The sequence below is a fragment of the Jiella mangrovi genome (assembly GCF_017815135.1).
GTDB lineage: Bacteria > Pseudomonadota > Alphaproteobacteria > Rhizobiales > Rhizobiaceae > Jiella > Jiella mangrovi.
On the sequence record NZ_JAGJCF010000003.1, the window covers coordinates 93209 to 119196 of the forward strand.

The window sequence follows — 25988 nt, forward strand, 5'->3', positions numbered from 1 at the left end:
ACGCACAAAGGACGCTCTACCTTATCGAATCACCGCATCGTGCATTCCGAAAATCGATTCCGATTGTCGGGCCGATGCGGTAGGCACAGGACGGTCTGCACCGGGAGACGCGAGGTGTCATTTTCCCGGCGTGCTCGCGTTCAGCGCCTGGCCGGGCAGTGGAGGGGCGGTCGTCCTGACCGCTCGTCTGTCAGTCCGAAGCATCGGGGGGCGAGACAGGGCGACTGTCGTCTGTCCGTGGCGCCTCGCGGCGACGCCGTTCGAGCCGTCCGAACGTGATCCCGGTCTCGATCGCCGTCTTGCCGAACTTTCCGCGCAGGCTGTCGAGGGCAGCTTCGGCCCGCGCCCGTTTGGCGGCGCCCGTATCGACGAGGTCGGCGGGGTCGGCTCTTTCGGCCGGGGAAAACTCCGAGCAGCCGACGCCGATCAGGCGAAACCGCGTTCCGTCGGCCTCTTTTTCGAGAAGCGCGCGGGCCGTCGCGAAGATGCGGTCGGCAAGCCGGGTCGGATCGGTGAGCTTGCGGTTGCGGGTGCGCAGGCGGAAGTCTGCGGTCTTCAGCTTGAGCACGATGGTCGAGGCGGCGAGATCCGTCTTCTTCAATCGCGCCGCGACGGTCTCGCACAGGTCGCGCAGGATCGGCGTCAGCGCCTCGAGCGAAGCGATATCGGTGTTGAAGGTCGTCTCGGCGGAGATGCTTTTCGCCTCGCCGCGCGGATTGACCGATCGCTCGTCGATGCCGCGGGCAAGGCGCCACAGCCGCCGGCCGGTGTCGCCGTAGCGTTTCATCAGCTCGGCCTCGTCCATCGTCTGGAGCTGGCCGATTCGGGAAAGGCCGTCGCGCGACAGCTTCTGCTCCATCGCCTGACCGACCCCCCAGATCAGGGTGATCGGCTTGTCGGCGAGGAAACTCAGGGTCTCTTGCCGGCCGATCACGGAAAAGCCGCGGGGTTTCTCGAGATCGCTGGCGATCTTGGCGAGAAATTTGTTGTGCGACAGGCCGACGGAGACCGTGATTCCGAGCTCGGTTTCGATCCGCCTGGCGAGTCTTGCCAGGGTCAGGCTGCTCGGCTCCCGGTGCAGCGCCTGTGTTCCCGAAAGGTCGAGAAACGCCTCGTCGATCGACAGCGGCTCGACCAGCGGCGTGATTTCGCCCATCAGCGCGCGGACCGAGCGCCCGACGGATGCGTATTTTTCCATGTTCGGCCGAAGCACGACCGCGTCGGGGCAGAGCTTGAGCGCCTTGAACATCGGCATGGCGGAACGGACGCCGCGGATGCGGGCGATGTAGCAGGCGGTGGAGACGACGCCGCGCCTTCCGCCGCCGATGATGACGGGCTTATGGGCAAGCTCGGGCCGGTCCCGCTTTTCGACGCTGGCGTAGAAGGCGTCGCAGTCGAGATGGGCGATCGACAGGCTCGACGCCTCCGGATGGTCGACGATGCGCGGGCTGCCGCAGACACGGCATCGCCGGGCGCCCGACTTTGCGGGCGTCAGACAGTCGCGGCAGAAGATAGAAAGGTCCGGAATCGCCATCATGGTCGCACTCGATGAGCACCGAGCATAGCCGAACGAAGGAAGAACGGCGAGATGGATAAAAGGCTTTAGCGGCCAGAGAGTTTCTCGCCTCGCAAGGATGGCGTCAGCGCTCGATCCATTCCCCGATGAGCGTTTCGGCCTCGTTCCAGTCGCGCGCGCTGGCGGTGCCGCTCGGAAGGGCCGGCAGATGGGCGCGGAAGGTCTCGCTCGCCATGAGGTGGAGCAGATGGACGGCCGGGGCGCTGCGGCGGACGGCCGCGAGATTGGGCGGCAGATCGTCGACGAAGACGACCGGGCCGCTCCAGCGCTCGCCGAGCTCCGCGATGACCGCGCCCTTGGAGCGCTCCGTCGCGATCATCGGGTAGGGGAGGCCGGCCGTGTCGAGGAGCCGGCGTCGCCGGTCGTAATGGCTCGGGGTCATGGCCGTCAGAAAGACGATGTCGGCGCGTTTCGAAAGCCGCTCGAGAGCCCCGGCCGCGCCTGCGACCGGGGGTTGGCGGGCCTCCTGCTCGCGGTAAAGCTGCTGGGTGATCGCGTCGAGTCTTGGACCGGAAAGCGCCTCGCCGGTCGAGATCGACCGGACGTTGCCTGTGAGCCGGAAGCTTTGTGCATGGAGTTTCGCCCCATGGTCTTCGAGCAGTTGGCAGAATGGCGCGATAAACTCCAGAACAACTTCGTCGACATCAAGGACGAGAAGTGCATTATGTCGTTGCGTCATTATGGAGATGTCAGGGCCGGCGGTTTCAAGCGTTCGGGTCACGGCGGCTCACTGCAGGGCTGGTTACGGGCGACGGCCACATAAACGACATCAGTCGTAGACTTCCTCGGAGCCGGCGAGTGTCTGCCGCGCGGCAGCGACAGTCTGTGGGTGCAGGCTTTCCGCCTCGCAAAACGCTTGCAGCGTGGGCTCGTGGGCGAGGATGAACTCCAGGACGCCGGGCAGAAATCCGGCTTCGCGCGCGGCGCGCCGCAGCTGCAAAGGTTGAAGGCCGGTGAGAGCCAGGAAACGGGGGAGCAAGACAGGATCGGCGGCGATGAAAGCCAGTCCCTTGATGGCGACGGCTTCCGCCGTTTCTGCTGTCAGCTTGCCGCTTTTTTCCATTGGCTTGCCGCCCACACGGGAATCTTTCGCTTGAAGTGACGGATCCGTTCCCGAATCTTAATTAAATCCGTCTAGATGGCTTGGGTACCCGAATAAATCGGGCCGGTCGAGGCAGGGAGTATCGACGATGGCAAAAACCGTCATGATCGTCGAAGACAACGAACTGAACATGAAGCTGTTTCGTGATCTCCTTGTCGCGAATGGATACGAAACGGTCCAGACTCGAAATGGCCTCGAAGCGGTCGATCTCGCACGCGCACACAAGCCGGATCTCATCCTCATGGATATCCAGCTGCCGGAGATCTCCGGTCTCGACGTCACCAAGCAGATGAAGGCCGATGCGGAACTCTTCAAGATTCCGATCGTCGCGGTGACGGCCTTCGCCATGAAGGGCGACGAGGAGCGCATCCGCCAGGGCGGGTGCGAGGCCTATATCTCCAAGCCGATCTCGGTGAACCGGTTCATGGAGGTGATCCGGTCCTTCCTCGAAGACTCCTGAGAGCCGAGATGACGGCACGCATCCTCATCGTCGATGATGTGGCGGTCAATTTGCGGCTTTTGTCGGCGAGGCTCGCTGCAGAATATTACGAGGTGGTCGCCGCCGAGAGCGGCGAGGCCGCGCTCAATACGCTCGATACACAGGAGATCGACCTCGTCCTTCTCGACGTGATGATGCCGGAGCTCGATGGTTTCGAGGTGTGTCGCCGGATCAAGGCTTCGCCGCGCCTCATGCATGTGCCGGTCGTCCTGGTCACGGCCCTTGACCAGCCTGAGGACCGTCTTGCGGGGCTCGAGGCGGGGGCCGACGACTTTCTCACCAAGCCTGTCAGCGATCTCGCGCTGTTGTCGCGCTTGCGCAGCCTCGTCCGGTTGAAGCGGACGACGGATGAGCTGCGAACTAGGGCGGAGTTTGCGATGCAGCTCGTCGGCGGCGAGATGGAAATGCTGCGCCGGCTGGCCGCCGGTCAGTCGCACACGCTCGCCTATGTCGAAGCGGGCGATACGGAACGCCTGATCGCAAGACGACTGCGTGGCGAAACGGCGCTGACCGTCCTGTCCGACGCGACGGCCTTCCTGCAAGCAGCCATCGCCAGGCCCGGCGCCGACGTCTTCGTCATCGACCTGGCCGCCAGACAGACCGATCCCCTGCGGCTGATCTCGCAGCTTCGCTCGGACGAGGCCACCCGCTTTTTGCCGATTCTCGCGCTTGCCGAGGCCGGCGATGAGGCCGGCGCCGCGCGGGCTCTCGAACTTGGCGCGAGCGACTACATTGCCCGGCCCATCGACCGCAACGAGCTGGCCGCGCGCCTGCGAACCCAGCTTTTGCGCAAACGCTATGACGAGGGCTTGCGCCGTTCCCTGCAGGAGACGATCGAACTCGCGGTGACGGACCCGCTCACCGGTCTTCACAATCGCCGTTTCCTCGATGTTCGCCTGAGCCGCCCGGCGGCCCATGCCGATGGCTATGCGCTCGCACTGTTCGACATCGATCACTTCAAGCGGATCAATGACGGCTTCGGCCACGATGTCGGGGACAGTGTGCTGAAAGAGTTCGCCGGTCGGCTGAAAGCGGCAGTTCGGGCGAGTGATCTCGTTTGCCGGTTCGGTGGGGAGGAGTTCGCGGCCCTGATGCCGGCGGCGGACTTTCAGACCGCATCGAAAATCGCCGAGCGTATCCGGCAAGCCGTCGAAGACACGCCTTTTGCCGGGCCTGGCGAGGGGCTCTCGGTGACCGTCAGCGGCGGCTTCGCGGTCGCCCATGATTCGGCGGAACCGGCAGGGAGCGTCCTCAAACGCGCCGACGCGGCTCTGTATGAAGCCAAACGAACCGGTCGTAACCAAATCTGCAGCTGATGGGCAGAGCGAAACCGTGCCGTCATGAATGCGGCATGGGGATAACCCACGGAACCGGTCCGATACGGTTGCCTTGATCTTAACCTTATTGTTAAAACTTCATCCCATTGCCATGCGACGAAGTTGCAATTCAGCCGGTTCTGAGCAACTGTCCCCTCAAGGAATTTGAGGCTGTGGCTGGCTTTCGCCATACCTCCAGTTACCCCATGGAATGCTCAGGTCCGCCGCATCTCCTGGGTCCCGTGGGGGGTCGGCCGGTACCGTGCAATGACGGTGTCCTCGTACCGTCGCATGGATGCCGGCCGACCATTGTTTCCCGACCTGCTGTATTGGCAGCCATTCGGGTAACGTCCGGCGCGCTCCTCCACCGTCAGAGAAACCTCGCCCGCCGCCCGACGCCACGAAGCGATTGCGCGTGCCTCGTCACCGATCGCGGAGGCATTTTCTCCGCATGTCAGCAGCGAAGAAAGCGGCAAGAGCTCCGACCCTTCGACTTCACTCCACCTGCAGCGGTTCGTCCCAGCGAGTGATGGCGACGGCCCGCTGGATGGGGGAGAGGAGTTCGGGGGCGGTGACGAGCTGCCGGACACCGTGAGAGTGATCTTCGTGGAAGACGTTGCCGCTTTCGGCCCATCGGTAGAGCGAGGCGATGTCGAGCCTGGCGCATTGCGGCCGGACGCTCCAAGTCACCTGCAGGGGCGAGCAGGTCTTTTGTGTGTATTTAGGCCCCGTCGTAGAACCGGCGTAGACGATGGGCGTTCCCGTCCCTTCCGGCAGATCGAGCGGCTGATGATAGCCATCGCTCTTGTGGCCGCGATAGACATAGCTGCCGAAATCGAGCGCCTTTTCGTCGTTGACGAGGAGAAAGGTCTGGGCCTCCACGCGCAGCGAAGGGTTAGAGCAGCCGTCGCTCAGGCAGGAGCCAAGGCCTTCACCCGGCTTGACGTCGCAGGACGAGAACACCCAGTGCACCTCGATCGTGTCGCCGGGCTTCACGCCCTTGAAAGGGCCGAAGCCATGGGCCGGATCCTTCAGCTCATCCGGCGTCAGACTGTCGGATTCGTTGCACTTGTAGCCGCCATGCTCGCCGCCGCCGGCAAAGACAGAAAAGCCCGGTCCCTTGTGCTCGGCATTGGTGTGGGTGTGGATGTTGCACAGATTGAGCGCCTCGCGCGCCGGCGCATGCCCGAATATCCGCTTGTTGACGCCATCGTAGCCGCTGATGTCGCGGGGCGATTGCGGGCCGAACCCCGTGCACAGACCGGCTGGCGCCTCGCCATTCGCGGTCTTCTCGGAGTGCTGGCCATCTTCGGCATGGCTTGGGAGCCCGAGGGCGAAGAAAAACAGAACAGCACAGACTGTAGAGGGAGCGAATGTCTTGTCTCGCAAATGCTCGATCTCCTGACGGGCCGGGGTGTGAGCTACGCAAGATCAGGACATATGCGATCGCTGTTAGGAAAATCTTGATTTCCAAACGACTTTTCGTCGCGGGGCGGCGGGGCGGCGGGGCGGCGGCGCGGTGAGTGTTGCGATGCGACGGCAGCGCGCTGGCGAGCTTTCGGGCCAGAGCCCACCCCGCGAACTGTCCGTCCGCGGGGGCGAGCGCTCGCCAGCCGCGACGGTCATGTCGACGCTTTTGAGGACACGGTTGGAGCCGAACGCCTTTTCGAGCCCGGCGATATCCAGCACCGGGCGGCCGAACGTCTCGCCGTCGGTCATTTCTCCTCATCCTCCCATATGCGACCCTAGGCAGTGTCTGTTATAAGTCAGCACAGATTGATAATAGAGCAATACGACGTAAGCCGTATGGACGGGAAGCCGCCGCAAGCGTTTGATGTCGCGGGGTTTGAGGGTCGAATACGGGAGGCTTGAGACACATGAGGACGAGCGAGATCGACGTCGTGGGAGGCAGCCGGTATCGCGCATTCGATGTCGAAAGCGTGAAGGGTTATATCGCAGGGGTTGCAGAGATCGCCGACCGGCTCGGTACCTCGAATGCGGAGGCGATGACGGCTCGAGAGGTCGGCGACGGCAATCTCAACCTGGTCTTCATCGTCGAAGGGCCGCGCGGCGCCGTCGTGGTCAAGCAGGCGCTGCCCTATGTCCGCCTCGTCGGCGATTCCTGGCCACTCCCTTTGAAGCGAGCCTATTTTGAGTGGAACGCGCTGGTTCGCCAGGCCGCATGCCAGCCCCGACGCCTGCCGCATCTTTTCCACTTCGATCCCGTCAACGCGCTGATCGTCATGGAATATCTGACGCCGCACGTGATCCTACGCAAGGCGCTGATCGCCGGCCGGCAGTTCCACAACCTTGCCGAGCATATGGGAGTGTTCCTCGCGCAAACCCTGTTCCGCAGCTCGGACTTCTGCATGGAGACGTCGAAGAAGAAGGCCGACATGGCGCTGTTTGCCGACAATGTCTCGCTTTGCGCCATCTCCGAGAACCTCGTCTTCACCGAGCCCTATTTCGATGCTCCGCTCAATCGCTGGACACGGCCGCAGCTCGACCGCCCGGCTTTGGCGCTGCGGGCCGACAGCGCGGTGAAGGTCGGCGCGCAGGAGATGCTCTACCGTTTCACGTCAAAGAGCGAAGCGCTTCTGCACGGCGATCTGCATACCGGGTCGATCATGGTGACGCCCGACGACACCCGCGTCATCGATCCCGAATTCGCATTCTACGGGCCGATGGGCTTCGATATCGGCGCCCTCATCGCCAATCTCTATCTCGCGTATTTTTCGCAGGAAGAGCATGGCGGCGACCGGGACGAGCGGCTGGCCTATGGCGAGTGGCTGCTCGAGACCGCCGAGAACATCTGGTCCGTCTTCGCCGAAAGCTTCGCCCGTCTCTGGCGCGAGGAACGCACGGGCATTCTGTATCCCCGCAGGCTTTTCGAGGATGTCGGGGACGCCGCGGGGGCAACGGTCGGTCTGCATCGTTTTCTCGGCGCGGTGTTCGAGGATGTGATCGGCTTTGCCGGCGCCAAGATCGTGCGGCGTCTCGTCGGCCTCGCCCATGTCGAGGACATGGAATCGATCGCCGATCCCGAACGCCGGGCGCTCTGCGAGGCGCGGGCGCTCCTCATGGGCCGCGAACTTCTGGTCAACCGGACGACCTTCAACGACATCTACGGCCTGAGCTGCCTTGCCCGGTCGATCCGAACCGAAAGGAAGCCCCTATGAAGATCGGTGAGCGCGACTTCCGCTCGATCTGGACGGAGGGCGACGACGTTCGCGTCATCGATCAGACGAAGCTGCCGCATGCGCTCGAAATCGTCAGCCTGCCGGGTCTCGACGAGGCCGCCCGCGCCATCGCGGATATGTGGGTGCGCGGCGCGCCGTTGATCGGCGCGACGGCCGCCTACGGGATGGCGCTGGCGCTGCGCCGGGACGCCTCGGACGCTTCCCTTGCGAACGCCTATGAAACGCTCCATGCCACGCGGCCGACCGCAATCAATCTGCGCTGGGCGCTCGACAGGGTTCGCCACGCCGTCGGCAAACTGCCCCGACAGGCGAGGGCGGAGGCGGCATGGCGGCTCGCGGCCGAGATCTGCGACGAGGACGTGGCGACCAATCGCCAGATCGGCGAGAACGGGCTCGCCCTGATCGAGACGATCGCCCGGGCCAAGAAGCCCGGCGAGCCGGTCAACGTCCTCACCCATTGCAACGCCGGCTGGCTTGCCACCGTCGACTGGGGCACGGCGACGGCGCCGATCTACCTCGCACACGACAGGGGCATCGCCGTTCACGTCTATGTCGACGAGACCCGGCCGCGAAACCAGGGCGCGGGGCTGACGGCCTTCGAACTCGGCAATCACGGCGTTCCCCACACGCTCGTCGTCGACAATGCCGGCGGTCATCTCATGCAGCACGGCCTCGTCGATCTGTGCATCGTCGGGACGGACCGAACGACCGCCGAAGGCGACGTTTGCAACAAGATCGGCACCTATCTCAAGGCGCTTGCGGCAGCAGACAACGGCGTGCCCTTCTACGCCGCGCTGCCCGCTTCGACCGTCGACTGGACCGTCCGCGACGGCGTTGCCGAAATTCCCATCGAACAGCGCGGCGGCGAGGAGGTCTCTCACGTCCTCGGCATGAACGACCATGGCGTGGTCGAGCGGGTGCGAATCTCGCCGGAGACGACGCCGGTCGCGAACTACGCCTTCGACGTCACGCCCGCCCGGCTCGTCACCGGCCTCATCACCGAGCGCGGCGTCTGCGACGCCAGCGCGATCGGCCTTGCGGGACTGTTTCCCGAACTGGCCAGGCGGCGGGCGTGATGCTTGCGGTCTTGCGAGACGAGGGCAGGCGAGACGAGGGCAGGGAGGCGATTACCCGTCGAGACCCAGGATGGCCTCGGCCGTCGGTTCGTCGGTGACGAGATGGGTCACATAGCCCGCCGACATCGCCCCGCGCATCGCGGGCGCCCTGTCCTTGCCCGAGGCGACGAGAACGCCGGCCGACAGCCCTGAAAGCTTGTCCGGCGTCACGCCGATCATCCGGCCGTCGATCGGGCCTTCGAGATGGCGACCCGTCGCGTCGATGAAGCGGCCGCAAAGGACGCCGACCGCGCCCCGTTCCGCATACCAGGCGATGTCTTCGATCGTCGCGATGCCGCTCCTCACGACGTGGCTTTCCGCGTCCATCGAGCCGACCGCGAAGATCGCCTTGTCGATCCCGTCGACGAGCGAGAAATGCTGCCTGATCAGCGGTTCCTCGCGCAGGATCGCCGCGGCTTCCGGCGACGAGAGCGCCGCCGGCGCATAAAGATTGACGACCCGGCCCGAGAGCTTGAGCGCAACGTTGGTCGAGCAGCTCTCGGAGGTGAAGATGTAGGGGCTCGGCATCGATCCGACCATCTGGACGACGGTGAGGTCGGCGATCGGCCGCGGCAGCATCCGCTCGGCCATCTCGTAGATGGTCTCGCCCCAGGAAATGCCGAGGATGTCACCGCGCTCGATGAGGTCTGGGCAATAGCGCGCGGCGGCGAGCGCCACGGATCGCAGGGACGGCTCCCGCCCGGGAACTACCAGCGCGGCGGCCAGGCCAAAGCGTTCGCGCAACGTGTTGGAGAGTTGCTGACGATTGAAGACGGCCGCATCGACCCGCAGCTCAATATAGCCCTGCTCGCGGGCCTGCTGCAGATAGTTGACGACTGTCGCGCGTGAGACGGAAAGCTGCTCGGCGATCTCGCTCTGATTGCATTCCTCAACATAATAGAGCCACGCCGCCTCGAGAATGCTGTCCTCGACGGGCCGACCCCGGACCCGCCGGCCCGGATCCTCGATTGCGCGCATGTTTGCTCGATAGATGTCTTACGTTCACGTCAAAGACGTACTTGCACCATCGAATGGCCGTGGTGCAAGTGGCCTGAACGAAGAATATCGCCGTGATATGGCGTCAAGAGCGGGGCATGCTGGCCGATATCTCCCGCCCGGCGTCTCGCAGGCGCGCCGGACCGTCGTCAGACTGCGAGATACTGCATTCTGAGTTCCTTGTTGTCGATGATCTCCTGTGCCGAGCCGTCGAAGACCACTTCGCCCATTTCGAGCACGATGGCGCGATCGGCGAGGTGAAGCGCCGCGATGGCGTTCTGCTCGACGAGGATGGTGGTGATGCCGAGGTCTTTGATCTCTTCGAGGATCTTCTCGATCTCTTTGACGATGACCGGGGCAAGGCCCTCATAGGGCTCGTCGAGAAGCAGCAGCTTCACGTCCCGGGCGAGCGCCCGCGCCACGGCCAGCATCTGCTGCTCGCCGCCGGACATGGTGGTGCCTTCCTGATTGCGTCGCTCGGCGAGGCGAGGGAAGTGGCCGTAGATCCGGTCGAGGTCCCAGCCGATCGGCGGCTCGATCTGGGCCAGCTTGAGATTTTCCTCCACCGTCAGTCCGGCGATGATCCGCCGGTCCTCGGGCACCAGCTGAACGCCGGCACGCGAGGCCTGATAGGACTCCATGTCGTGCAGGGCATCGCCGTCGAGCCAGATCTCGCCGCTCTTCATCTCCGGCGAGCCGATCCGCGCGATGGTGCGCAGCGTCGAGGTCTTGCCGGCGCCGTTGCGGCCGAGCAGCGCCAGGATCTCGCCGTGGCGGATGTCGAAGGACACCCCTTGGACGATGTAGCTCTCGCCGTAATAGGCGTGCATGTCGCGGGCCGAGAAATACGGCCTGTCTGCGCCGGGGGCGCGGGCGGACGTCGTCGAACCGGCCGCAGGCTGGTTGGGGCGGGTGAGGGTGTCGCTCATAGGTGGGCTCCGCCGAGATAGGCTTCCTGGACCTTGTCGCTCGCCTTGATCTGTTCGGGCGTGCCTTCGGCGATCACGGTGCCCTGGGCCATGACGGAAACCGTCTCGGCGAGAGAAAAGACGACGTGCATGTCGTGTTCGATGATCACCTTGGTGATGCCGCGCTCGGCGATCTTCTTCAATAGATCGACGGTGTTGTTGGTGTCGGCTCTGGACATGCCGGCCGTCGGCTCGTCGAGGAGGAGGAGCTTGGGATGCTGGACGAGACACATGGCGAGCTCCAGCCGTCGCTTGTCGCCGCGCGACATGGAATTGACGATCTGGTCGCGCTGCTCCCACAGGTTCAGATCATCGAGGATGTGCTCGGCTTCCTCGCGCACGGCCCTGCGCTCGCGGGCTCTTGCCCAGGCATTGATGCGGAAGGCGCCGTCCTTGCGGGCAAACGCCGGGATCATGACGTTTTCCATGACCGAGAGTTCGCCGAAGATCTCCGGCGTCTGGAAGACCCGCGCGATACCAGCCTGGTTGATCTGGTGCGGCGAGTGGCCGAGCAGCGAGCCGCCATCGAAGGTCACCGATCCCTCGTCGGGGATGATGCGCCCGACGAGGCAGTTGAGGAGGGTGGATTTGCCCGCCCCGTTCGGCCCGATGATGGCGTGGACGCTGCCCTGCCGGACATTGAGATTGACGTCGTCGAGGGCGCGCAGCCCGCCGAAACGCTTGCCGACGCCGCTGATGGAAAGAATGTCGTTGGTCATCGCGGCGTCCTCAATGCCCCGTCCGGGCCGTTTGGCCACTGCCGCCGGTTTCGCCCTTGCGGAACCGACGCGTGAGATGGGCGATGCCTTCCATGATCCCGCCGGGCAGGAAGATGACGACGATCATGAAGAGAAGGCCGAGGGTGAGGTGCCAGCCCTCGCCGACGAAGGGCGAGACGATCGTCACCACGAAGTCCTGAAGGCCCGTCGGCAGGAAGTCGAAGCTGCGATGGAGGAAGCCCTCGTTGAAGGACGAGAAGATCTGCTCGAGATATTTCATCACCGCAGCGCCGATGACGGGGCCGAGCAGCGTTCCCACACCGCCGAGAATGGTCATCAGCACGACTTCGCCCGACGCCGTCCACTGCATGCGGTCCGCGCCCGCCAGGGGGTCGGTGACGGCGAGGAGGCCGCCGGCGAGCCCGGCATACATGCCGGAGATCACGAAGGCGGCAAGCAGATAGGGCCGCGTCGAAAAGCCGGTGTAGTTCATCCGGTTCTGGTTGGACTTGATGGCAAAGAGCATCAGGCCGAAGGTCGAATTCTTGATCCGCATCGTGACGAAGAAGGCGAGGATCAGGAGGATGGCGCAGAAGTAGAAGCCCGGCCAGCCTTGCAGTGCGATGCCGAAGAAGTCGGGAGTGCGCAGGATGTGGGGATCGGCGCCCATCATCGTGTCGAGGATGCGCGGATCCGAACGCGATGTCTGCAGTCCGGTTTCGCCGTTGGTGATCGGCGTCAGTACCGAATAGGCGAGATTGTAGGACATCTGCGCGAAGGCGAGCGTCAGGATCGAGAAGTAGATGCCCGAGCGCCTGAGGCTGACATAGCCGATCAACAGCGCGAAGATGCCGGCAACGACAATCGCAAACACGACCGCGATCAGCGCGTTCATCGACAGGAGCTTGAACATCCACACGGCGGCATAGGAGCCCGTGCCGAGGAAGGCGGCGTGCCCGAACGAAAGATAGCCCGAGAAGCCGAAGAGGATGTTGAAGCCCAGCGCGAAGATGCCGAAGATGGCGAATTTCTGCAGGATGTCGGGATAGCCCGCGCCGATCGGCGCCAGCCAGACCGGCATTGTGAGGACGGCGAGCGCGAAGATCGCGAGGATCACATAGTCGCTGCGGCTCGAGCTCATGAAGCCCCGCATGCCGTCGCCTTTCGGCCGATGTCTTTCGGCCGGGCTTCTGCCGATGCCCTTTTCGGAGGTGAGAACGCTTTCACTCATCGGTCAGGACTCCATGACGCCTTTGCGGCCCATCAGACCGCGCGGGCGAACCAGAAGAACCACGACGGCGACGAGATAGATGATGATCTGATCGATCCCGGGGAGAATATCCTTCACCTCGGTCATCGAGGCGAAGGATTGCAGGATGCCGAGCAGGAAGCCGGCGACCACCGCGCCGACCAGAGAGCCCATTCCGCCGACGACGACGACGACGAAGGACAGGACCAGGAAATCCATTCCCAAATGGTAGTTGGGCGCGAGGATCGGCGTGTACATGACACCCGCGAGCCCGGCGACCACAGCCGCGATGCCGAAGACGATGGTGAACTTGCGGCCGATATTGATGCCGAGGAGGCCGACCGTCTCGCGGTCGGCCATGCCGGCGCGCACCACCATGCCGAAGGTCGTCAGCTGCAGGAAGGCGAAGACGGCGGCGATGACGGCGAGCGAAAACAGGAAATAGACGATGCGCCACATCGGGTAGCTGACATTCGGCATGCCGAACAGGGCGCCGACATCGGCGCTGCCGGCAAGGGCAGGGGGCGCGGTCAGCGGGATCGGATTGGCGCCGAAGAAGTATTTGACGATCTCCTGAAGGACGATCGCGAGGCCGAAGGTCACCAGGATCTGCTCGGCGTGACTGCGTTTGTAGAAGAAGCGGATCAGCCCGCGCTCCATGGCGAAGCCGACGAGCAGCATGAAGGGCACGGCGAGGAGGATCGACAGCGGCACGGCCCAGTCGACGATGGCTCGTCCCGTATCCCCGTACCAGACCTCTAGATAGGGGATCTCCTTATAGGCCTCGAAGAAGGTGACGCTCTCGTCGCGCACGCGCTCGGAAATCGTCAGAAGCCTGGCGAAGGTCACCGAACAGAAGGCGCCGAGCATGAAAAGCGCGCCATGGGCGAAATTGACGACACCGAGCGTGCCGAAGATCAGTGTGAGGCCGAGGGCGATCAGCGCATAGGCGCCGCCCTTGTCGAGCCCGTTCAGGATCTGAAGAATGATGGCGTCCATCGAGCCTACCAGTGAGCCTTCCAGTAACTTGCGCGAAGAAGAGAGAAACGGCGTCTGCGCGAGGGCCCCCATGCCGGATCGCGGTCAGGAGACAGTCGGCGCGACCCGGCGGCGATAGCGATGCTGCATGGTCGGGCAGGGGGCGCGCCGATCACCGCCGGCGAAACGAGACCCTTTGCACGATCAAGCGGACGGGCGACGTTTCCCGCCACCCGCCCGCTTTTTGCCGTCGCTGCCGGTCAGGCGGCGCATCCCTTCACGTCCGACGGTCCGAGTTCCCCGCCGAAGATCGAGGCGTCGTAGGTCACCTGATCGCGCGGAACGACCTTGGCGATCTCCATCAGGTCGAACTGGTTGGTCGGGTTTTCCTTGCCGCGAACCACGAGCACGTCCTTGAAGCACTGGTGATCGTCGGCCCGGTAGAGCGTCGGACCATTGCCCATGCCGTCGAACTCGAAGCCCTCCAGCGCCTTGATGACTTCCGGCGGATAGAAGGTTCCGGCCGTCTCCACCGCATTGGCGTAGAGCAGCGTCTGGACGTAGCAGGTGTGGGCCGCCTGGGAGGGCGGCGAGCCGTATTCCTCGCCGAACGACTTGGCGAGAACCTTGGTGGCTTCGTTGTCGAGCTTCCAGTCCCAGTTCGCCGTGCCGAGAATGCCCTTCACCGCGTCGCCCGCGCCCTGCGCCATCAGTTCGGAGAAGAGCGGCACGACGATCTCGAACTGCTTGCCGTTGACCTGCTTCGACTTCATGTCGAACTGGGTGACGGCCTGGCGCAGCGAATTGACCATGTCGCCGCCGTAGTGGTTGAGGATCAGAACGTCGGCGCCGGAATTCAAGACAGGCGTCAGATACTGGGAGAAGTCGCCGGCGCCGAGCGGCGTGCGCACGGTCTGGGCCGTCTTCCAGCCAAGAGCCTCGGTGGCGTTCTTGATCGATTCTTCCTGGGTCCAGCCCCAGGTATAGTCGGCGGTGAGGTGATAGGCGGTGCGATCCGTGCCGTACTCCTCGGCGAGAACGGGGCCGAGCGCCTGTCCGGACATATAGGCGTTGAAGAAGTGGCGGAAGCCGTAGCGCCGCTTGTCCTTGCCGGTGGTGTCGTTGGAGTGGGTCAGGCCGGCCATGAACATCACGCCCATGTCCTGGCACAGCGACTGCACCGCGACGGCGACGCCCGAGGACGAGCCGCCCGAGATCATCAGGACCTTGTCGGATTCGATCATCCGCTTGGCCGAGGCGCGGGCCGCGTCGGACTTGGTCTGGGTGTCGCCGGTGACGTAGGCGACCTTCTTGCCAAGAATGCCGTTGCCCTTGAGATTGGACGGCTTCAACGTATTGACGAGACCGCCATCGCCTTCGCCGTTCAGATGCTGGACGGCCAGCTGGAAGGCGCGCAACTCGTCGGCGCCCTCGTCGGCATAGGGGCCCGATTGCGGGACGTTGAAGCCGAGGGTGACGGTTCCACCGGTCGGGTTGTTGCAGAAGACCTTGTCCTGCGACCAGGCGTTGCGCACGAAGACGTGCGGGATCGCAAGACCGGCGCCGAGGGCGGCGCTGGTCTGCAATAGTCTGCGGCGGCTCCAGGCCGGCGTTTCAATAGGCATTCTTCTCCTCCCGAGTTGAAGACCGAACAACGGCTGCTGCGAACCGAACTCCTCCCGATTCCAGCTCGCCGCGAACTCATGCCTATCGTCTACGAGGGAAGAAGTTCAAGCTATAATACTTTGGACTAACGCCAAGCGTGTGCCCTTTCGCACCCGTTGCAATGAATGCACCGCGGAATGTTTTCCGCGGTGCAGCAAAATTCTTCAATCTATTGACGAGATCGTCTGAAGCCGCCGGCGCGCCCGCCGAACGGACGTCAGCTTTGGGCAAAACACTCTTCGAGACCCTTGGCGATGTTTTCGATCAGGGTCGGATAGAGATCCGGTCCGTCCTTCAGATCCGCGCCCAGCGGGTCGAGAACGCCGATTTTCGCCGATGTGCCTTCGGTGACCGTGCGCACGATGCTTGGCTCGAACTCCGGCTCCGTGAAGACGCAGGAGGCGCCGACGCTTTCCAGCTTGCTCTTGATCTCGCGGATGCGCGCTGCGCCCGGCGCCTTTTCGGGGCTGACGGTGATCGCGCCGGCGGCCGGGACGTCGAAACGATGCTCGAAATACTGGTACGCGTCGTGGAAGACGACATAGGGCTTCTTATGAAGCCCCTTCAGTTCGTCGCGAACCTTGGTCTCCAGTTTTTTCAGCCTGTTTTCGTAGGCCGCGGCATTGTTGCGATAGGTCTCGGCGTTGGCGGGGTCGACCCTCTCCAGCGTCACGGCGATCGTCTTGGTCATGGCGATGGCGTTTTCCGGATCGAGCCAGACATGCTCGTTGTAAGGGTTGTCGCCGTGGGCATGGTCGCCATGGGCGTGATCGTCATGCGCCGCGTCGTCGTCCACAGGGCCGTCGTCATCCGGCTCGAACATCACGCCGGAGCGGGCCTTGAGCTTTTCCACGCCCGGCGCGTCCCACAATTCGACGACGGCGTCCTTGGCGCCGAGGGAGCCGATGGGCTTGATGAGGAAGTTCTCCAGCTCCGGTCCGATCCAGAAGATCGCTTGCGCATTGGAAAGCGCGGTTGCGTCGGAAGGCTTCAGCGCCGCCGTATGCGGCGAGGCGGCGCCCTTGACGATGAGATAGGGCTCGCCGACCCCGGCCATGACGGCGGAGACGAGAGAATCGACGGGCTTGATCGAGGCGACGACCCTCGGTGCCTCGGCCGCATCGGCCGAGGACGCCGACGCAATGCCTCCCAAAAGGGCGGCAACGAGGGAAAGTGCCGCCGCGAAACCTGCGCCTGCCGGCGCGGCCGCCTTCTTCGGCCGGCCCGGTGCGGCGTGCCGTCGGGCGCCGCTCCCGGCGCTTGCCACAGCGTGATGCGAGGACCGGTGTTTGCGGCTGGAGGCGCTGGAATTCGAGGTGTCTGGCATGGGGCCAACTCCAATGTTATATCATAACATCTCTTGCGTTATGCTATAACGTATGCGATGGCAAGCGGTGACAGGGATTTTTCCGATATGACGAATGCGATGACAGGCGTGGCGGCGATCGCGGCCGGACCGCTGGTGGAAATGACCGGTGTCGGCGTCTTCCGCTCGGGTCGCTGGCTGGTTCAGGGGATCGACCTGGAGATCCGGCCCGGCGAGATCATCACGCTGATCGGCCCCAACGGCTCCGGCAAGACGACGACGGCAAAGACCGCGATCGGTATCGTCAGGCCCGATGCCGGCACGGTGGCGCGGTCCGACGATCTCGTCGTCGGCTATGTGCCGCAGAAGCTTTCCGTCGACCGCTCGCTGCCGATGACGGTCTCGCGGATGATGACGCTGACGACAAAAGCGTCGGGCGTCGATATCGCTTCGGCGCTGGAGCGGGTCGGGATGGCGCATCTTCGCAAGGCGCAGGTGCACGATCTGTCCGGCGGTGAGTTCCAGCGCGCGCTTTTAGCCCGGGCGATGCTGCGGCGGCCAAACCTCCTCGTTCTCGACGAGCCGGTGCAGGGCGTCGACTTTTCCGGCGAGATCGCGCTCTACGAGCTGATCTCCGAGCTGCGCGAGAGCGAAGGCTGCGCCGTCCTTCTGATCTCCCACGATCTCCACGTGGTGATGGCCAAGACCGACCGGGTGGTCTGTCTCAACGGCCATGTCTGCTGCGCCGGCAGCCCGAACTCGGTCGCCGCCTCGCCGGCCTATCGCCAGCTGTTCGGCGCGCGGGCGGCCGAGGCGCTCGCCGTTTACCGCCACCAGCACGACCATACGCATCTACCGGACGGGCGGATCGCCTATCCGGAAAACTCCGGGCATGGCCACGATGACGGCCACGACCATGCCGGCTGCGGACACGATCATGGCGAGCCCCATGCGCATGCCGGCGAGACCGGGGCGAGCCCAGGGAATAAGGCGGCGCACGACCATGCTTGACGACTTCTTCATCCGCGCCCTCCTCGCCGGGATCGGCATCGCGATCGTTGCGGGGCCGCTCGGCTGTTTCGTCGTATGGCGGCGGATGGCCTATTTCGGCGACACCATGGCCCATTCGGCCCTGCTCGGCATCGCGATGTCGCTGGCGCTGCAATGGTCGCTGCTCGTCTCGGTCTTTCTGATCTCGGCGCTGGTTTCGATGGTCCTCGTCCTCCTGCAGAGGCGAGGGGGGCTTTCGACCGATTCCCTGCTCGGCATCCTGTCTCATTCGACACTCGCCATCGGCCTCGTCGCCCTGGCCTTCATGCCCTGGGTGCGGGTCGATCTTCTGGGTTATCTCTTCGGAGACATTCTCGCCGTCACCAGGGCCGACCTTGCGACGATCTGGATCGGAGCCGTGGCGGTCGGCGGGGTCCTCGTCTTTCTCTGGCGCCCGCTTCTTGCCGGCACCGTCAATGCCGAAATCGCGGCGGCCGAGGGTCAGTCGCCGGAACGGGCGCGCATCGCCTTCATGCTGGTGCTGGCCTTCGTCATCGCCATCGCCATGAAGATCGTCGGCATTCTCCTGATCACCGCGCTTTTGATCATTCCGGCAGCGACGGCCCGGCGCTTTGCCACCTCGCCCGAGGTGATGGCGCTTCTGGCGGGGCTTTTCGGGGCGCTTGCCTCGACGGGCGGGCTTTATCTGTCGCTTGGCACCGATACGCCGTCCGGCCCCTCGATCGTCGTGGTCGCGCTGGGGTTTTTCCTGCTGGCGCTCCTTCCGTTGCCCGACCTGTCCCGCCGTGTGGCTGTTTCCCCTGCAAAAGGAGAGACGTCGTGAGCCCCAAGCGCGCCTTGACGCGCAATCAGGCCCTGGTGCTCCAGACCCTGACGGCCTCGGAGGAACCGCTCAGCGCCTATGCCATTCTCGACCGGCTGCGCGACGACGGGTTTCGCGCGCCGCTGCAGGTCTATCGGGCCCTCGACGCTCTGCTTCAGACCGGTCTCGTTCACCGGCTCGACAGTCTGAAGGCCTTCGTCGCCTGCGCGCATCCGCACGAACACGCCGACGAGGCGATGGTGGCATTTGCGATCTGCGAAAGCTGTGGCCGGGTGTGGGAGTTCTCCGATTCGAAGATCGAGGACCGCTTTGCCGCCTGGGCGGCCGCCGAAGACTTCGTGACCAAGACCACGACCTTCGAAATTTCCGGCCTTTGCGCCGCCTGCCGCAAGGCGCAGGGCCCCGCCGGCCCGGGCGTCTGAAGGTTTTGCGCAGAATTGTCCGGAATCTGCGATGCCCGCTTGCGGTCTGGGAAGCTGCTCGTTATATACCGCGCCGCAGGTCACGGAGTGTAGCGCAGCCTGGTAGCGCACCTCGTTCGGGACGAGGGGGTCGCAGGTTCGAATCCTGCCACTCCGACCAGCCATTTCCTGTCCGGCCCGGAGACATGGGTGACAGAACGTTCCTAAGACATGGGTGACAATCTCGGGCGGAGCGGATTGTCGATCGGCACAGGTCTCACAGACCCCGCGACCTTCCCCTAAACGTCGAGCTGTCGGCGCATCTCGTCGAGCCTTTCCATTGCGACGAGGTCGTCGGCGCGGCCGTGTTCTCACCCTTCAGCGCCGGGGCGACATCGGACAGGAGGGCATGATAGCCCTCGTAGTCCTCGTTCGCCGCAGCGGTAAAGTTTGGCTTCCAGGTCAGCGTGTCCTCGGTATCGATAAGCGTCGCTTGAGGATCTGCGACCTTGAAGGGCGGGTTGCGGTGCCAGCGGACCTCGACGACGTCCTCGACCTCGATGCGCTGATGATCGCCCATGATCTCCATCCGTTCGACGGGTGCACCGCGGCTCTGGGCGGTGCCCATGGCGATGGTGCCGATCGCTCCGCATTCGAAATCGAAGCCGACATGGAAGAGGATCCGGCCCGGCGTCTTCTCGACTTTTCTGGCATTCATGCCGACCACCGGCGAGACGAGATGCGAGACGAGGTCCATGTAATGGACGCCGTGGTGCAGCAGAAAGCCGGTATAGTCGACGTTGCCCTCGAAATAGCCGGGCGCCGTCATGTAATATCCGGTGAGACCGAGGACATCGCCGAAACGGCCCGAAGCAAGAATGTTCTTGGCGATCTTGTTGCCGACCGAATAGCGCTTCATGAAGCCGACGAGGAGCGGCTTGGCGGCCTTTTTCGAAGCGTCCCGGCACCGCATGCATTTGGCCCTCGGCTATCTAATGCCCGATCGATCCGAACACGCAATGGCCGGCTGACACAGCGTGTCCCCCGGGCCGGGGGATGATCAGCCGCTTCTTGGCGTGGTTTCTCACCGCCCCACACAGGCCGGCAGACTGTGGAACTGGCGGCGATGATAGGCCAGCGCCGGAGCATCATCACTGAACTCCAGGGCCAGGACACGGCAGAACAGGATATCGTGCGATCCGACGCTGAGGCGCTCCGTGATCTGGCAGTCGGCGCTGAGAGCGGCTCCCGAAAGGACGGGGGCTCCCGTGCGGAGGGTTTTCCACGTGGAGCCGTCGAAGCGCTCGACCATCGCCGTGCGGCCGCCGAAGAGTTGGGCGACGACCTCCTGGTTGGCGGCAAGCATGTTGATGCACAAGGTCGTTGCGCGGTCGAAGTCCGGATGAACGGATGCCGAGCGGTTGAGGCACACAAGCAGCGTGGGAGGCGTGTCCGTCACGCTGCAGATGGCAGTGGCCGTGAACCCGACGGGGCCGTTCGCCGTCGAGGTCGTCACGACGCCAACCGCCGCGCCGAGCCGCGACATGCCCTCCTTGAACATCGTGGCATCGACGGGGGCGAGTGGCAGATCCTCCGTCCTGAAAGCGGATGGTCCGGTCATGCGTCCTTCTCCCTGGCCTTTGTCAGGATCGAGAGACTGTGTTCAAGGGCGATGCGAACGGAATCGATGACAGGAATGCCGAGTTCGTGGCTGAGACGCGGGGCGATCGAGGAACCGGCCAAATTGGTGCACAGGATCACGACGGTGTCCACGTCAACGCTCGCGACCTGCCGCACCATCTCGGCGAGGCGCTCTGGGGAGACCGCCGCATAGTCGGTGTTGACCGTGAGGTCCAGGCGACATGCCGAGGCGACGGTGATCCCGATCCCGGCGTAGTTGGCAGTGATGTCGGCCTCGAGTTCGGCGACATACGGCGTGACGAGGCCGATCCGGCTGGCGCCGAGCCGGGAGAGGGCCTCATTGATCGCGATCACGGCAGTCGTGGTCCGCGTTCCCGTCGCCGCTTCGATGGCTGCCACCACCGCTTCGTCCCGATCGAAGCCAAGCCAACTCGCCGCGGTGCCGTTCCACAGGATCAGATCGACGTCCGCGTCGGACAGGAGCTCGGCGGCCTCGACCATGCAGGCGAGATCGAACTGGCTGCGCGATGACGCGTCGGCCGTGATATGGCGGACGCGGATGCGCGACACATGCGTCGTCACGGATCCATCCGCCGGCAAGAGCTTGGCGGTTTCCGGTTCGAGCACCGTGTTGGAGGAGGGCGCGAGCATGCCCAGCCTCTTGGGAAGCGTTCTGGTCATAGGCTCATCATACGATCGAGCGGCGGGACGCGATGCCACCGTCGACCGTCATGATCGTGCCTGACGTGTAGCCGGAGCGGAATGAGGCGAGGAAGACGAAGAGATCGGTCACCTCATGGACATGAGCGGGGCGGCCGAGCGGATAGGTGCCCGCGAGTTCGCCGTAGCGCGACTCATCGCCGTAAAGGTCGACCGCGCGCTTCTTCAGCATGTTGTATATGCGGTCGGTATTGACCGGACCGGGGTTGACGCCGACGACGCGGATGTTGTCGTCGAGACTGGAGCCGCCGAGCGCGCGCGTGAAGGCCATGAGGCTGGCATTGCCGACCGCGCCGGCAATGTAGCGCGGGTCCGAGATCTCGCCGCCATTGCCGATATTGTTGAGAATGACGCCGCCGCCCGCCGCCTTCATGCGCGGATAGTAGAGGCGGCAGAGATTGATGTAGCCGTAGACTTTCAACTCCCAGCCGGCTCGCCATTTCGCCTCGTCCACGTCGAAAAGGGAGCCCGAGGGAATGACGCCGGCATTGTTGACGAGAATGTCGACGTCGCCAGCCGCTTCGCAGAGCGCCTCGGCAGCGCCTTCTTCCGTCAGGTCGCAGGGGACGAGCCGGACTGTGGCCTCAGGATGCGCTCCCTCGATCTCGGCCTTGAGGGCTTCCAGCTTGTCGGTGCTCCGGGCTGTGAGAATGAGAGCGCAGCCCTCGTCCGCGAAGGCGCGCGCGAGACCGGCGCCGATGCCCTGCGAAGCGCCGGTAATGAGAACTGTCTTTCCGGTGAGGCGCAGATCCATGTTATCTCCTGTTGTCCTGTGCGCCCTCGATGGGCGGCTTTGAGTGTTTGAAGTCAGACGCGGCCGAGCCTTGCAGGCCATTCACCGCGGGCAGGCCTCTCCAGACCGAGATGGTCACGCAGGGTCTCGCCCTCGTAGGCCGTGCGGAACAGGCCGCGCTCCTGCAGGATCGGTACGACGCCATCGACGAAATCCGTGAAGCCTTCATGGAAGAAGGGCGGCATGACGTTGAACCCGTCGGCCGCGCCGGTCTCGAACCAGAGTTGCAGCGTGTCAGCGATCCGCTCGGCCGAGCCGCAGAGCACCCAGTGGCCACGCGCGGCCCCCATGAGGTTGTACACGTCGCGCAGGCTGAAACGGTCCCGCCGTGCTTTGGAGAGCATAACGCCGGCGAAGGAATGGTAGCTGTCGGGAAGCTCGAGATCGGGCACCGGACCGTCGAGATCATAAATGCTCATGTCGGTACCGAAGCGATCGGAGAGAAGCTGAATCGCGCTCTCGTCGGAGAGGAAACCCTGAAGCGCGCCAAGCCGGTCGAAGGCTTCGCGGTCGGTGCGCCCGACGACAGGCATGACGCCCGGCAGGAGAGCGACATGCTCTGCTTGCCGCCCGAAGGCGGAAAGCTGCGCCTTGAAGCCGGCATATTGCACGCGCGCCTCGGCGAGATCCTGAACGACGGAGAAGACGACATCGGCGGTGCGTGCGGCCAGCCGCTGACCCGGCGCGGACCCTCCCGCCTGGAATACGACCGGCTGTCCCTGCGGGCTGCGCGATATGTTGAGGGGCCCCTTCACCTGAAAGAACGGGCCTTCGTGGTCGAGGGCACGGACCTTCTTTGGATCGATGTAGAGTCCGCTCGCCCGGTTTTTGACCACTGCGTCGTCGTCCCAGCAATCCCAGAGACCGCGCACGACGGAAAGAAACTCTTCAGCGATCGCGTAGCGTTGTCCGTGATCGGGATGATCCCGCCCGAAATTGGCGGCAGAGACGGCGTTTGCCGTCGTCACCGCGTTCCAGGCCGCTCTTCCCCCGCTGATATGATCGAGCGAGGCAAAGGCGCGCGCCACCGTGAAGGGATCACCGTAGGTCGTCGATGCGGTCGCGCCGAGGCCTATTCGGCTCGTCGAGGTCGCAAGCGCGGACAGCATGGTCAACGGTTCGAGCCGCGACGTGTAGGACGGATGTGCGGCGGGGTCGGCATAGAGGTTGTCGCCCATGAAGATCAGGTCGAACAGCCCTCGTTCGGCGGTCGCAGCGATCTGCTGGACGGCGGAGAAGTCTTCGAAACTCGTCACCGCTGCCGGCTGGCGCCAGCCCGCTACGTGGCTGCCGGTTCCGAGGATGAAAAGCCCCAGATGCATCATGCGACGCGTCGCAGGAATTGCGCTCATGCCAAAGGCTCCATGAAGGCGAAGCCCATCGTGCGGGCGTGGTAATGAAGGCCTCCGTCCTGGACGATCAGAAAGGCCGCGCGGTCGGCGCCGTCATTGTGATGGGAGTGCGGATCTCCGGCGGGAGTGACGAGCGTCGCAAAAGGTGACCATTCGCAGCGCGCGTCCGCGACTTTGGAATAGGCTGCCTCTCCTTTCAGAATGAGCGTGACCGCCGCAGAATTGTGCCGATGGGCGCGCTGCTGTTCGCCAGCCGGCACCGTGTTCAGGGATAGAGTGAGAGACGGCAAAATGTTGCGCCGCGCTTCCTGCTCCTTGGTCGAGAAGATCAGGGCGATGCCCGATGTCGTGGCATTGGTCGAGGCTTCCACGACCCGCTCGAGCTGGCGCTCGATCTCGGCGGCGGGATAATGCACGGGAGGCGCCATCAAGGATGGGTCTGGACGGGCGCCCTCGAAAGCCAGCTGAGGCTCGTTGGTCACCACCCAGAGCACCGCGCCATGGCTGCCGGCTTCGAGGGAAACCTTGCCGCCACCGGGCGTCAGGACCACGTCACCAGCGGCGATCGAAAGTTTTTCGCCGGCCGTCGAAGCCGTCGCCGCGCCTGCCATGACGTACCAGATCGCGCCCGTCGCATTGAAATCGGCGTCGAGCCGCTCGTCCGGCCGGATGGCCGCGTAGCGAGCCAGCATGAGCGGTGTCGTCGCGGGAAACGGGGAGCCGATGACCGCGGATTGGTCGCAAAGCGTGAATCCGGTCGCTTCGAGTGCAAGGGCTGCCGTTGCCTCCTCCCGGAAAGCGGCAGCCGGCACGGCCGCGAGCTTCAGGTTGAACGCGTTGCCGGAATTGAAAAAGCGCGCTCGTCCTTGCGCAGCCGAACCGGGATCGCAGGGAAGCTGGACCGGCATGTCGGCCATGTCGATGGTGATCTTTGAGGCATTCGCTGTTTCGCTCGTCATAGAATCCGGCATCCTCGCGTCATTGGATGAGGCTTGAAAAGTTTCGGTCAATCAATTCGATAGCGCCGTTTTTTCGATCAAAGTTTCGGCCGCCTTTCATGCCAGTCTGTCGCGCGCTGAAAGGCGGCGCCGGCCCGGCAGAGACGATCCTCGGCAAAAGGGCGCGCGACGAGCTGGCAGCCGATCGGAATGCCTTGGCGGCTCATCCCGCATGGAAGCGAAATCGCTGGATAGCCGCAGACGTCGAACGGTGCGGTGAAGGGGCCGATGGCGAGGATGCCTGCGGGGTCCTCGCCAAGCGAGGCCATGTAATCGAGGGACGGGCCAGCAACCGGCAGCCCCGGCATCAGGAGAAGATCAATGCCGTCGAAGAGAGTCGCCATCCGGCCGTTGAAGGCTCTGCGGTCCTGATAGGCGATGGCGAGGTCGGCCGCCGAATGGCCGGCGCCCCGGTCGAGCAGGCCCGCCATGCGCGGCCCGTATTCATCCCGGCGGGCCGGAAAAGTCGCGCGATGCGCCAAAGCCGCCTCGACCGCGCATTGCACCGCCCATCCTTCGAGAACCGCATCCGGATCGGGGAAGCTGACCTCGACGATCCTGGCTTCGAGCCTCGCGAGAACCTCGACCACTTCCGCGATCGAGGCGAGCACGGTGTCGTCGGCGCGCGAGCGCAGGAACCCCCAGTCGATTCCGACGACCAGACCCTCGACGCTGCCCTCAGCTGCGGCCTCCACATAGTCCGGGACAGGAACAGGTGAGGCCGTCGGGTCTGCGGGATCGGGGCCGGCGATGGCGGCGAGCATCGCGGCGGCATCGGCAACGCTGCGGGTCATCGGGCCGACGTGATCAAGCGATCCTGCCAACTCGAAGACGCCGTGACGGCTGACCCGCCCCCAGGTCGGCTTGATTCCAACGATACCGCAGCAGGCGGAAGGGAGCCGGATCGAACCGCCGGTATCGGTGCCGAGAGCTCCGTATGCCAGTCCGGCCGTGACGGCGACACCGGAGCCGCTCGACGAGGTGCCAGTCCAATGCGCCGCACCGAACGGATTGACCGGCGGCACGGTGCTTGGGTGATGGTCGGCATAGACACCCTCGGTCAGGGTGAGCTTGCCGAGAAGGATCGCGCCCGCGGCTCGCAGCCGTGCCGTCGCGGTGGACTCAAATTGCACATCGAACCCGTCATGGACGGGGCTGCCGAAGCGGGTCGGCATATCGGTGGTGTAGAAAACGTCCTTGACCGCGATCGGTATGCCATGAAGCGGCCCCAGCCGGCGGCCCTGCGCAATCTCGGTCTCGGCCCGCCTGGCCTCGGCGCGCGCAATCTCGCCAGCGACATGTGCATAGGAGTTTAGCCGGCTGTCGTGCACATCAATGCGTGAGAGCATGTCCTCCACAAGGTCGACCGGCGAGACGGCGCGGACGCGGAGTTCTGCTGAAAGCGACGTGAACGAAGCGGTTGCTCGAGATGCTGACACTGCTCGGCCTCATGAACCAATGACAGAAATATACATGACACACTTTTTTGCATACGCAATGCCTTAATTTTATGCGTGCCTGCCTTTTACGCACGCAATCTACTGGCCCCTTTAACGCCGT

General features: G+C 64.2%; 26 protein-coding genes and 1 tRNA gene. 8 read left to right on the forward strand and 19 right to left on the reverse strand.

The genetic code is table 11. The features are described 5' to 3' along the window. Positions 1 to 190 precede the first annotated feature (190 nt). The 3 genes from J6595_RS05645 to J6595_RS05655 form a co-directional block, all read right to left on the reverse strand. Entirely contained in the window at positions 191 to 1537 is a 1347-nt protein-coding gene (locus tag J6595_RS05645; protein WP_209593489.1) for a DNA polymerase IV, read from the reverse strand. A 103-nt stretch (positions 1538 to 1640) separates the two neighbouring features. Next, positions 1641 to 2255, reverse strand: a complete 615-nt coding sequence (locus J6595_RS05650; RefSeq protein ID WP_209593490.1) for a hypothetical protein — start codon at positions 2253 to 2255, stop codon at positions 1641 to 1643. Between the two features lie 90 nt (positions 2256 to 2345). Then, entirely contained in the window at positions 2346 to 2639 is a 294-nt protein-coding gene (locus J6595_RS05655; RefSeq protein WP_209593818.1) for a DUF3572 domain-containing protein, read from the reverse strand. A 127-nt stretch (positions 2640 to 2766) separates the two neighbouring features. Here J6595_RS05655 and J6595_RS05660 point away from each other — a divergent pair, with 127 nt between their 5' ends. Further along, the gene (locus tag J6595_RS05660) at positions 2767 to 3138 is read left to right on the forward strand and encodes a response regulator (protein WP_209593491.1); all 372 of its coding nucleotides are present in this window, start codon (positions 2767 to 2769) and stop codon (positions 3136 to 3138) included. An 8-nt stretch (positions 3139 to 3146) separates the two neighbouring features. After that, complete coding sequence (locus J6595_RS05665) at positions 3147 to 4493, forward strand: PleD family two-component system response regulator (RefSeq protein WP_209593492.1); 1347 nt, start codon at positions 3147 to 3149, stop codon at positions 4491 to 4493. A gap of 495 nt (positions 4494 to 4988) precedes the next feature. Here J6595_RS05665 and J6595_RS05670 read toward each other — a convergent pair whose 3' ends face one another. Together J6595_RS05670 and J6595_RS05675 are read right to left on the reverse strand one after the other, a co-directional pair. After that, positions 4989 to 5882: a delta-class carbonic anhydrase gene (locus J6595_RS05670; protein WP_209593493.1), complete on the reverse strand. Its 894-nt coding sequence runs from the start codon at positions 5880 to 5882 to the stop codon at positions 4989 to 4991. A gap of 63 nt (positions 5883 to 5945) precedes the next feature. Then, positions 5946 to 6212, reverse strand: a complete 267-nt coding sequence (locus J6595_RS05675) for a hypothetical protein (RefSeq protein ID WP_209593494.1) — start codon at positions 6210 to 6212, stop codon at positions 5946 to 5948. 158 nt (positions 6213 to 6370) lie between these two features. Here J6595_RS05675 and mtnK point away from each other — a divergent pair, with 158 nt between their 5' ends. Continuing rightward, complete coding sequence (gene mtnK, locus J6595_RS05680) at positions 6371 to 7672, forward strand: S-methyl-5-thioribose kinase (protein ID WP_245197651.1); 1302 nt, start codon at positions 6371 to 6373, stop codon at positions 7670 to 7672. Next, positions 7669 to 8769, forward strand: coding sequence for an S-methyl-5-thioribose-1-phosphate isomerase (mtnA, locus tag J6595_RS05685; protein ID WP_209593495.1), 1101 nt, complete (start codon positions 7669 to 7671; stop codon positions 8767 to 8769). Before mtnK ends, mtnA begins: the two co-directional genes overlap by 4 nt. Positions 8770 to 8820: 51 nt before the next feature. Here the strand turns inward: mtnA and J6595_RS05690 are convergent, their stop codons facing one another. The 7 genes from J6595_RS05690 to J6595_RS05720 all read right to left on the reverse strand — a co-directional run bounded on the left by J6595_RS05690 (position 8821) and on the right by J6595_RS05720 (position 16710). Next, on the reverse strand, positions 8821 to 9786 hold the full coding sequence (locus J6595_RS05690; RefSeq protein ID WP_209593496.1) for a sugar-binding transcriptional regulator: 966 nt from the start codon (positions 9784 to 9786) through the stop codon (positions 8821 to 8823). Positions 9787 to 9953: 167 nt separating this feature from the next. Beyond that, on the reverse strand, positions 9954 to 10733 hold the full coding sequence (locus J6595_RS05695) for an ABC transporter ATP-binding protein (RefSeq protein ID WP_209593497.1): 780 nt from the start codon (positions 10731 to 10733) through the stop codon (positions 9954 to 9956). After that, positions 10730 to 11491: an ABC transporter ATP-binding protein gene (locus J6595_RS05700; RefSeq protein ID WP_209593498.1), complete on the reverse strand. Its 762-nt coding sequence runs from the start codon at positions 11489 to 11491 to the stop codon at positions 10730 to 10732. The genes J6595_RS05695 and J6595_RS05700 overlap by 4 nt, the downstream gene beginning before the upstream one ends. Before the next feature lie 10 nt (positions 11492 to 11501). Beyond that, the gene (locus tag J6595_RS05705; protein ID WP_425342129.1) at positions 11502 to 12632 is read right to left on the reverse strand and encodes a branched-chain amino acid ABC transporter permease; all 1131 of its coding nucleotides are present in this window, start codon (positions 12630 to 12632) and stop codon (positions 11502 to 11504) included. A gap of 93 nt (positions 12633 to 12725) precedes the next feature. Beyond that, complete coding sequence (locus J6595_RS05710; protein WP_209593499.1) at positions 12726 to 13739, reverse strand: branched-chain amino acid ABC transporter permease; 1014 nt, start codon at positions 13737 to 13739, stop codon at positions 12726 to 12728. A gap of 239 nt (positions 13740 to 13978) precedes the next feature. Beyond that, the gene (locus J6595_RS05715) at positions 13979 to 15343 is read right to left on the reverse strand and encodes a substrate-binding protein (RefSeq protein ID WP_209593500.1); all 1365 of its coding nucleotides are present in this window, start codon (positions 15341 to 15343) and stop codon (positions 13979 to 13981) included. A 257-nt stretch (positions 15344 to 15600) separates the two neighbouring features. Next, positions 15601 to 16710: a zinc ABC transporter substrate-binding protein gene (locus J6595_RS05720; protein ID WP_209593501.1), complete on the reverse strand. Its 1110-nt coding sequence runs from the start codon at positions 16708 to 16710 to the stop codon at positions 15601 to 15603. Between the two features lie 87 nt (positions 16711 to 16797). On the opposite strand from J6595_RS05720, the gene J6595_RS05725 reads away from it, so the two are divergent. The 4 genes from J6595_RS05725 (at position 16798) to J6595_RS05740 (ending at position 19105) form a co-directional block, all read left to right on the forward strand. Continuing rightward, positions 16798 to 17700 carry a metal ABC transporter ATP-binding protein gene (locus J6595_RS05725; protein ID WP_280890398.1) on the forward strand — a complete coding sequence of 301 codons (903 nt, stop codon included), beginning with the start codon at positions 16798 to 16800 and terminating at the stop codon, positions 17698 to 17700. After that, complete coding sequence (locus J6595_RS05730) at positions 17693 to 18523, forward strand: metal ABC transporter permease (RefSeq protein WP_209593502.1); 831 nt, start codon at positions 17693 to 17695, stop codon at positions 18521 to 18523. Before J6595_RS05725 ends, J6595_RS05730 begins: the two co-directional genes overlap by 8 nt. Beyond that, on the forward strand, positions 18520 to 18945 hold the full coding sequence (locus J6595_RS05735; protein ID WP_209593503.1) for a Fur family transcriptional regulator: 426 nt from the start codon (positions 18520 to 18522) through the stop codon (positions 18943 to 18945). Before J6595_RS05730 ends, J6595_RS05735 begins: the two co-directional genes overlap by 4 nt. A gap of 83 nt (positions 18946 to 19028) precedes the next feature. Next, positions 19029 to 19105: transfer RNA gene (locus tag J6595_RS05740), tRNA-Pro, on the forward strand. Positions 19106 to 19201: 96 nt separating this feature from the next. Here J6595_RS05740 and J6595_RS05745 read toward each other — a convergent pair. From J6595_RS05745 to J6595_RS05775, 7 genes are all read right to left on the reverse strand, one after another. After that, positions 19202 to 19897, reverse strand: a complete 696-nt coding sequence (locus J6595_RS05745) for a Gfo/Idh/MocA family protein (RefSeq protein WP_245197652.1) — start codon at positions 19895 to 19897, stop codon at positions 19202 to 19204. Positions 19898 to 20008: 111 nt separating this feature from the next. Continuing rightward, positions 20009 to 20545 carry a flavin reductase gene (locus J6595_RS05750; protein ID WP_209593504.1) on the reverse strand — a complete coding sequence of 179 codons (537 nt, stop codon included), beginning with the start codon at positions 20543 to 20545 and terminating at the stop codon, positions 20009 to 20011. Further along, complete coding sequence (locus J6595_RS05755; RefSeq protein ID WP_209593505.1) at positions 20542 to 21246, reverse strand: maleate cis-trans isomerase family protein; 705 nt, start codon at positions 21244 to 21246, stop codon at positions 20542 to 20544. Before J6595_RS05755 ends, J6595_RS05750 begins: the two co-directional genes overlap by 4 nt. 7 nt (positions 21247 to 21253) lie before the next feature. After that, entirely contained in the window at positions 21254 to 22039 is a 786-nt protein-coding gene (locus tag J6595_RS05760) for an SDR family oxidoreductase (RefSeq protein WP_209593506.1), read from the reverse strand. Between the two features lie 53 nt (positions 22040 to 22092). Beyond that, positions 22093 to 23430 (reverse strand): LLM class flavin-dependent oxidoreductase, encoded by a 1338-nt coding sequence (locus J6595_RS05765; RefSeq protein WP_209593507.1) that lies wholly within the window; start codon positions 23428 to 23430, stop codon positions 22093 to 22095. Next, positions 23427 to 24389, reverse strand: coding sequence for a cupin domain-containing protein (locus J6595_RS05770; RefSeq protein ID WP_209593508.1), 963 nt, complete (start codon positions 24387 to 24389; stop codon positions 23427 to 23429). The genes J6595_RS05765 and J6595_RS05770 overlap by 4 nt, the downstream gene beginning before the upstream one ends. 77 nt (positions 24390 to 24466) lie before the next feature. Then, positions 24467 to 25867 carry an amidase gene (locus tag J6595_RS05775; RefSeq protein ID WP_342453105.1) on the reverse strand — a complete coding sequence of 467 codons (1401 nt, stop codon included), beginning with the start codon at positions 25865 to 25867 and terminating at the stop codon, positions 24467 to 24469. Positions 25868 to 25988 lie beyond the last annotated feature (121 nt).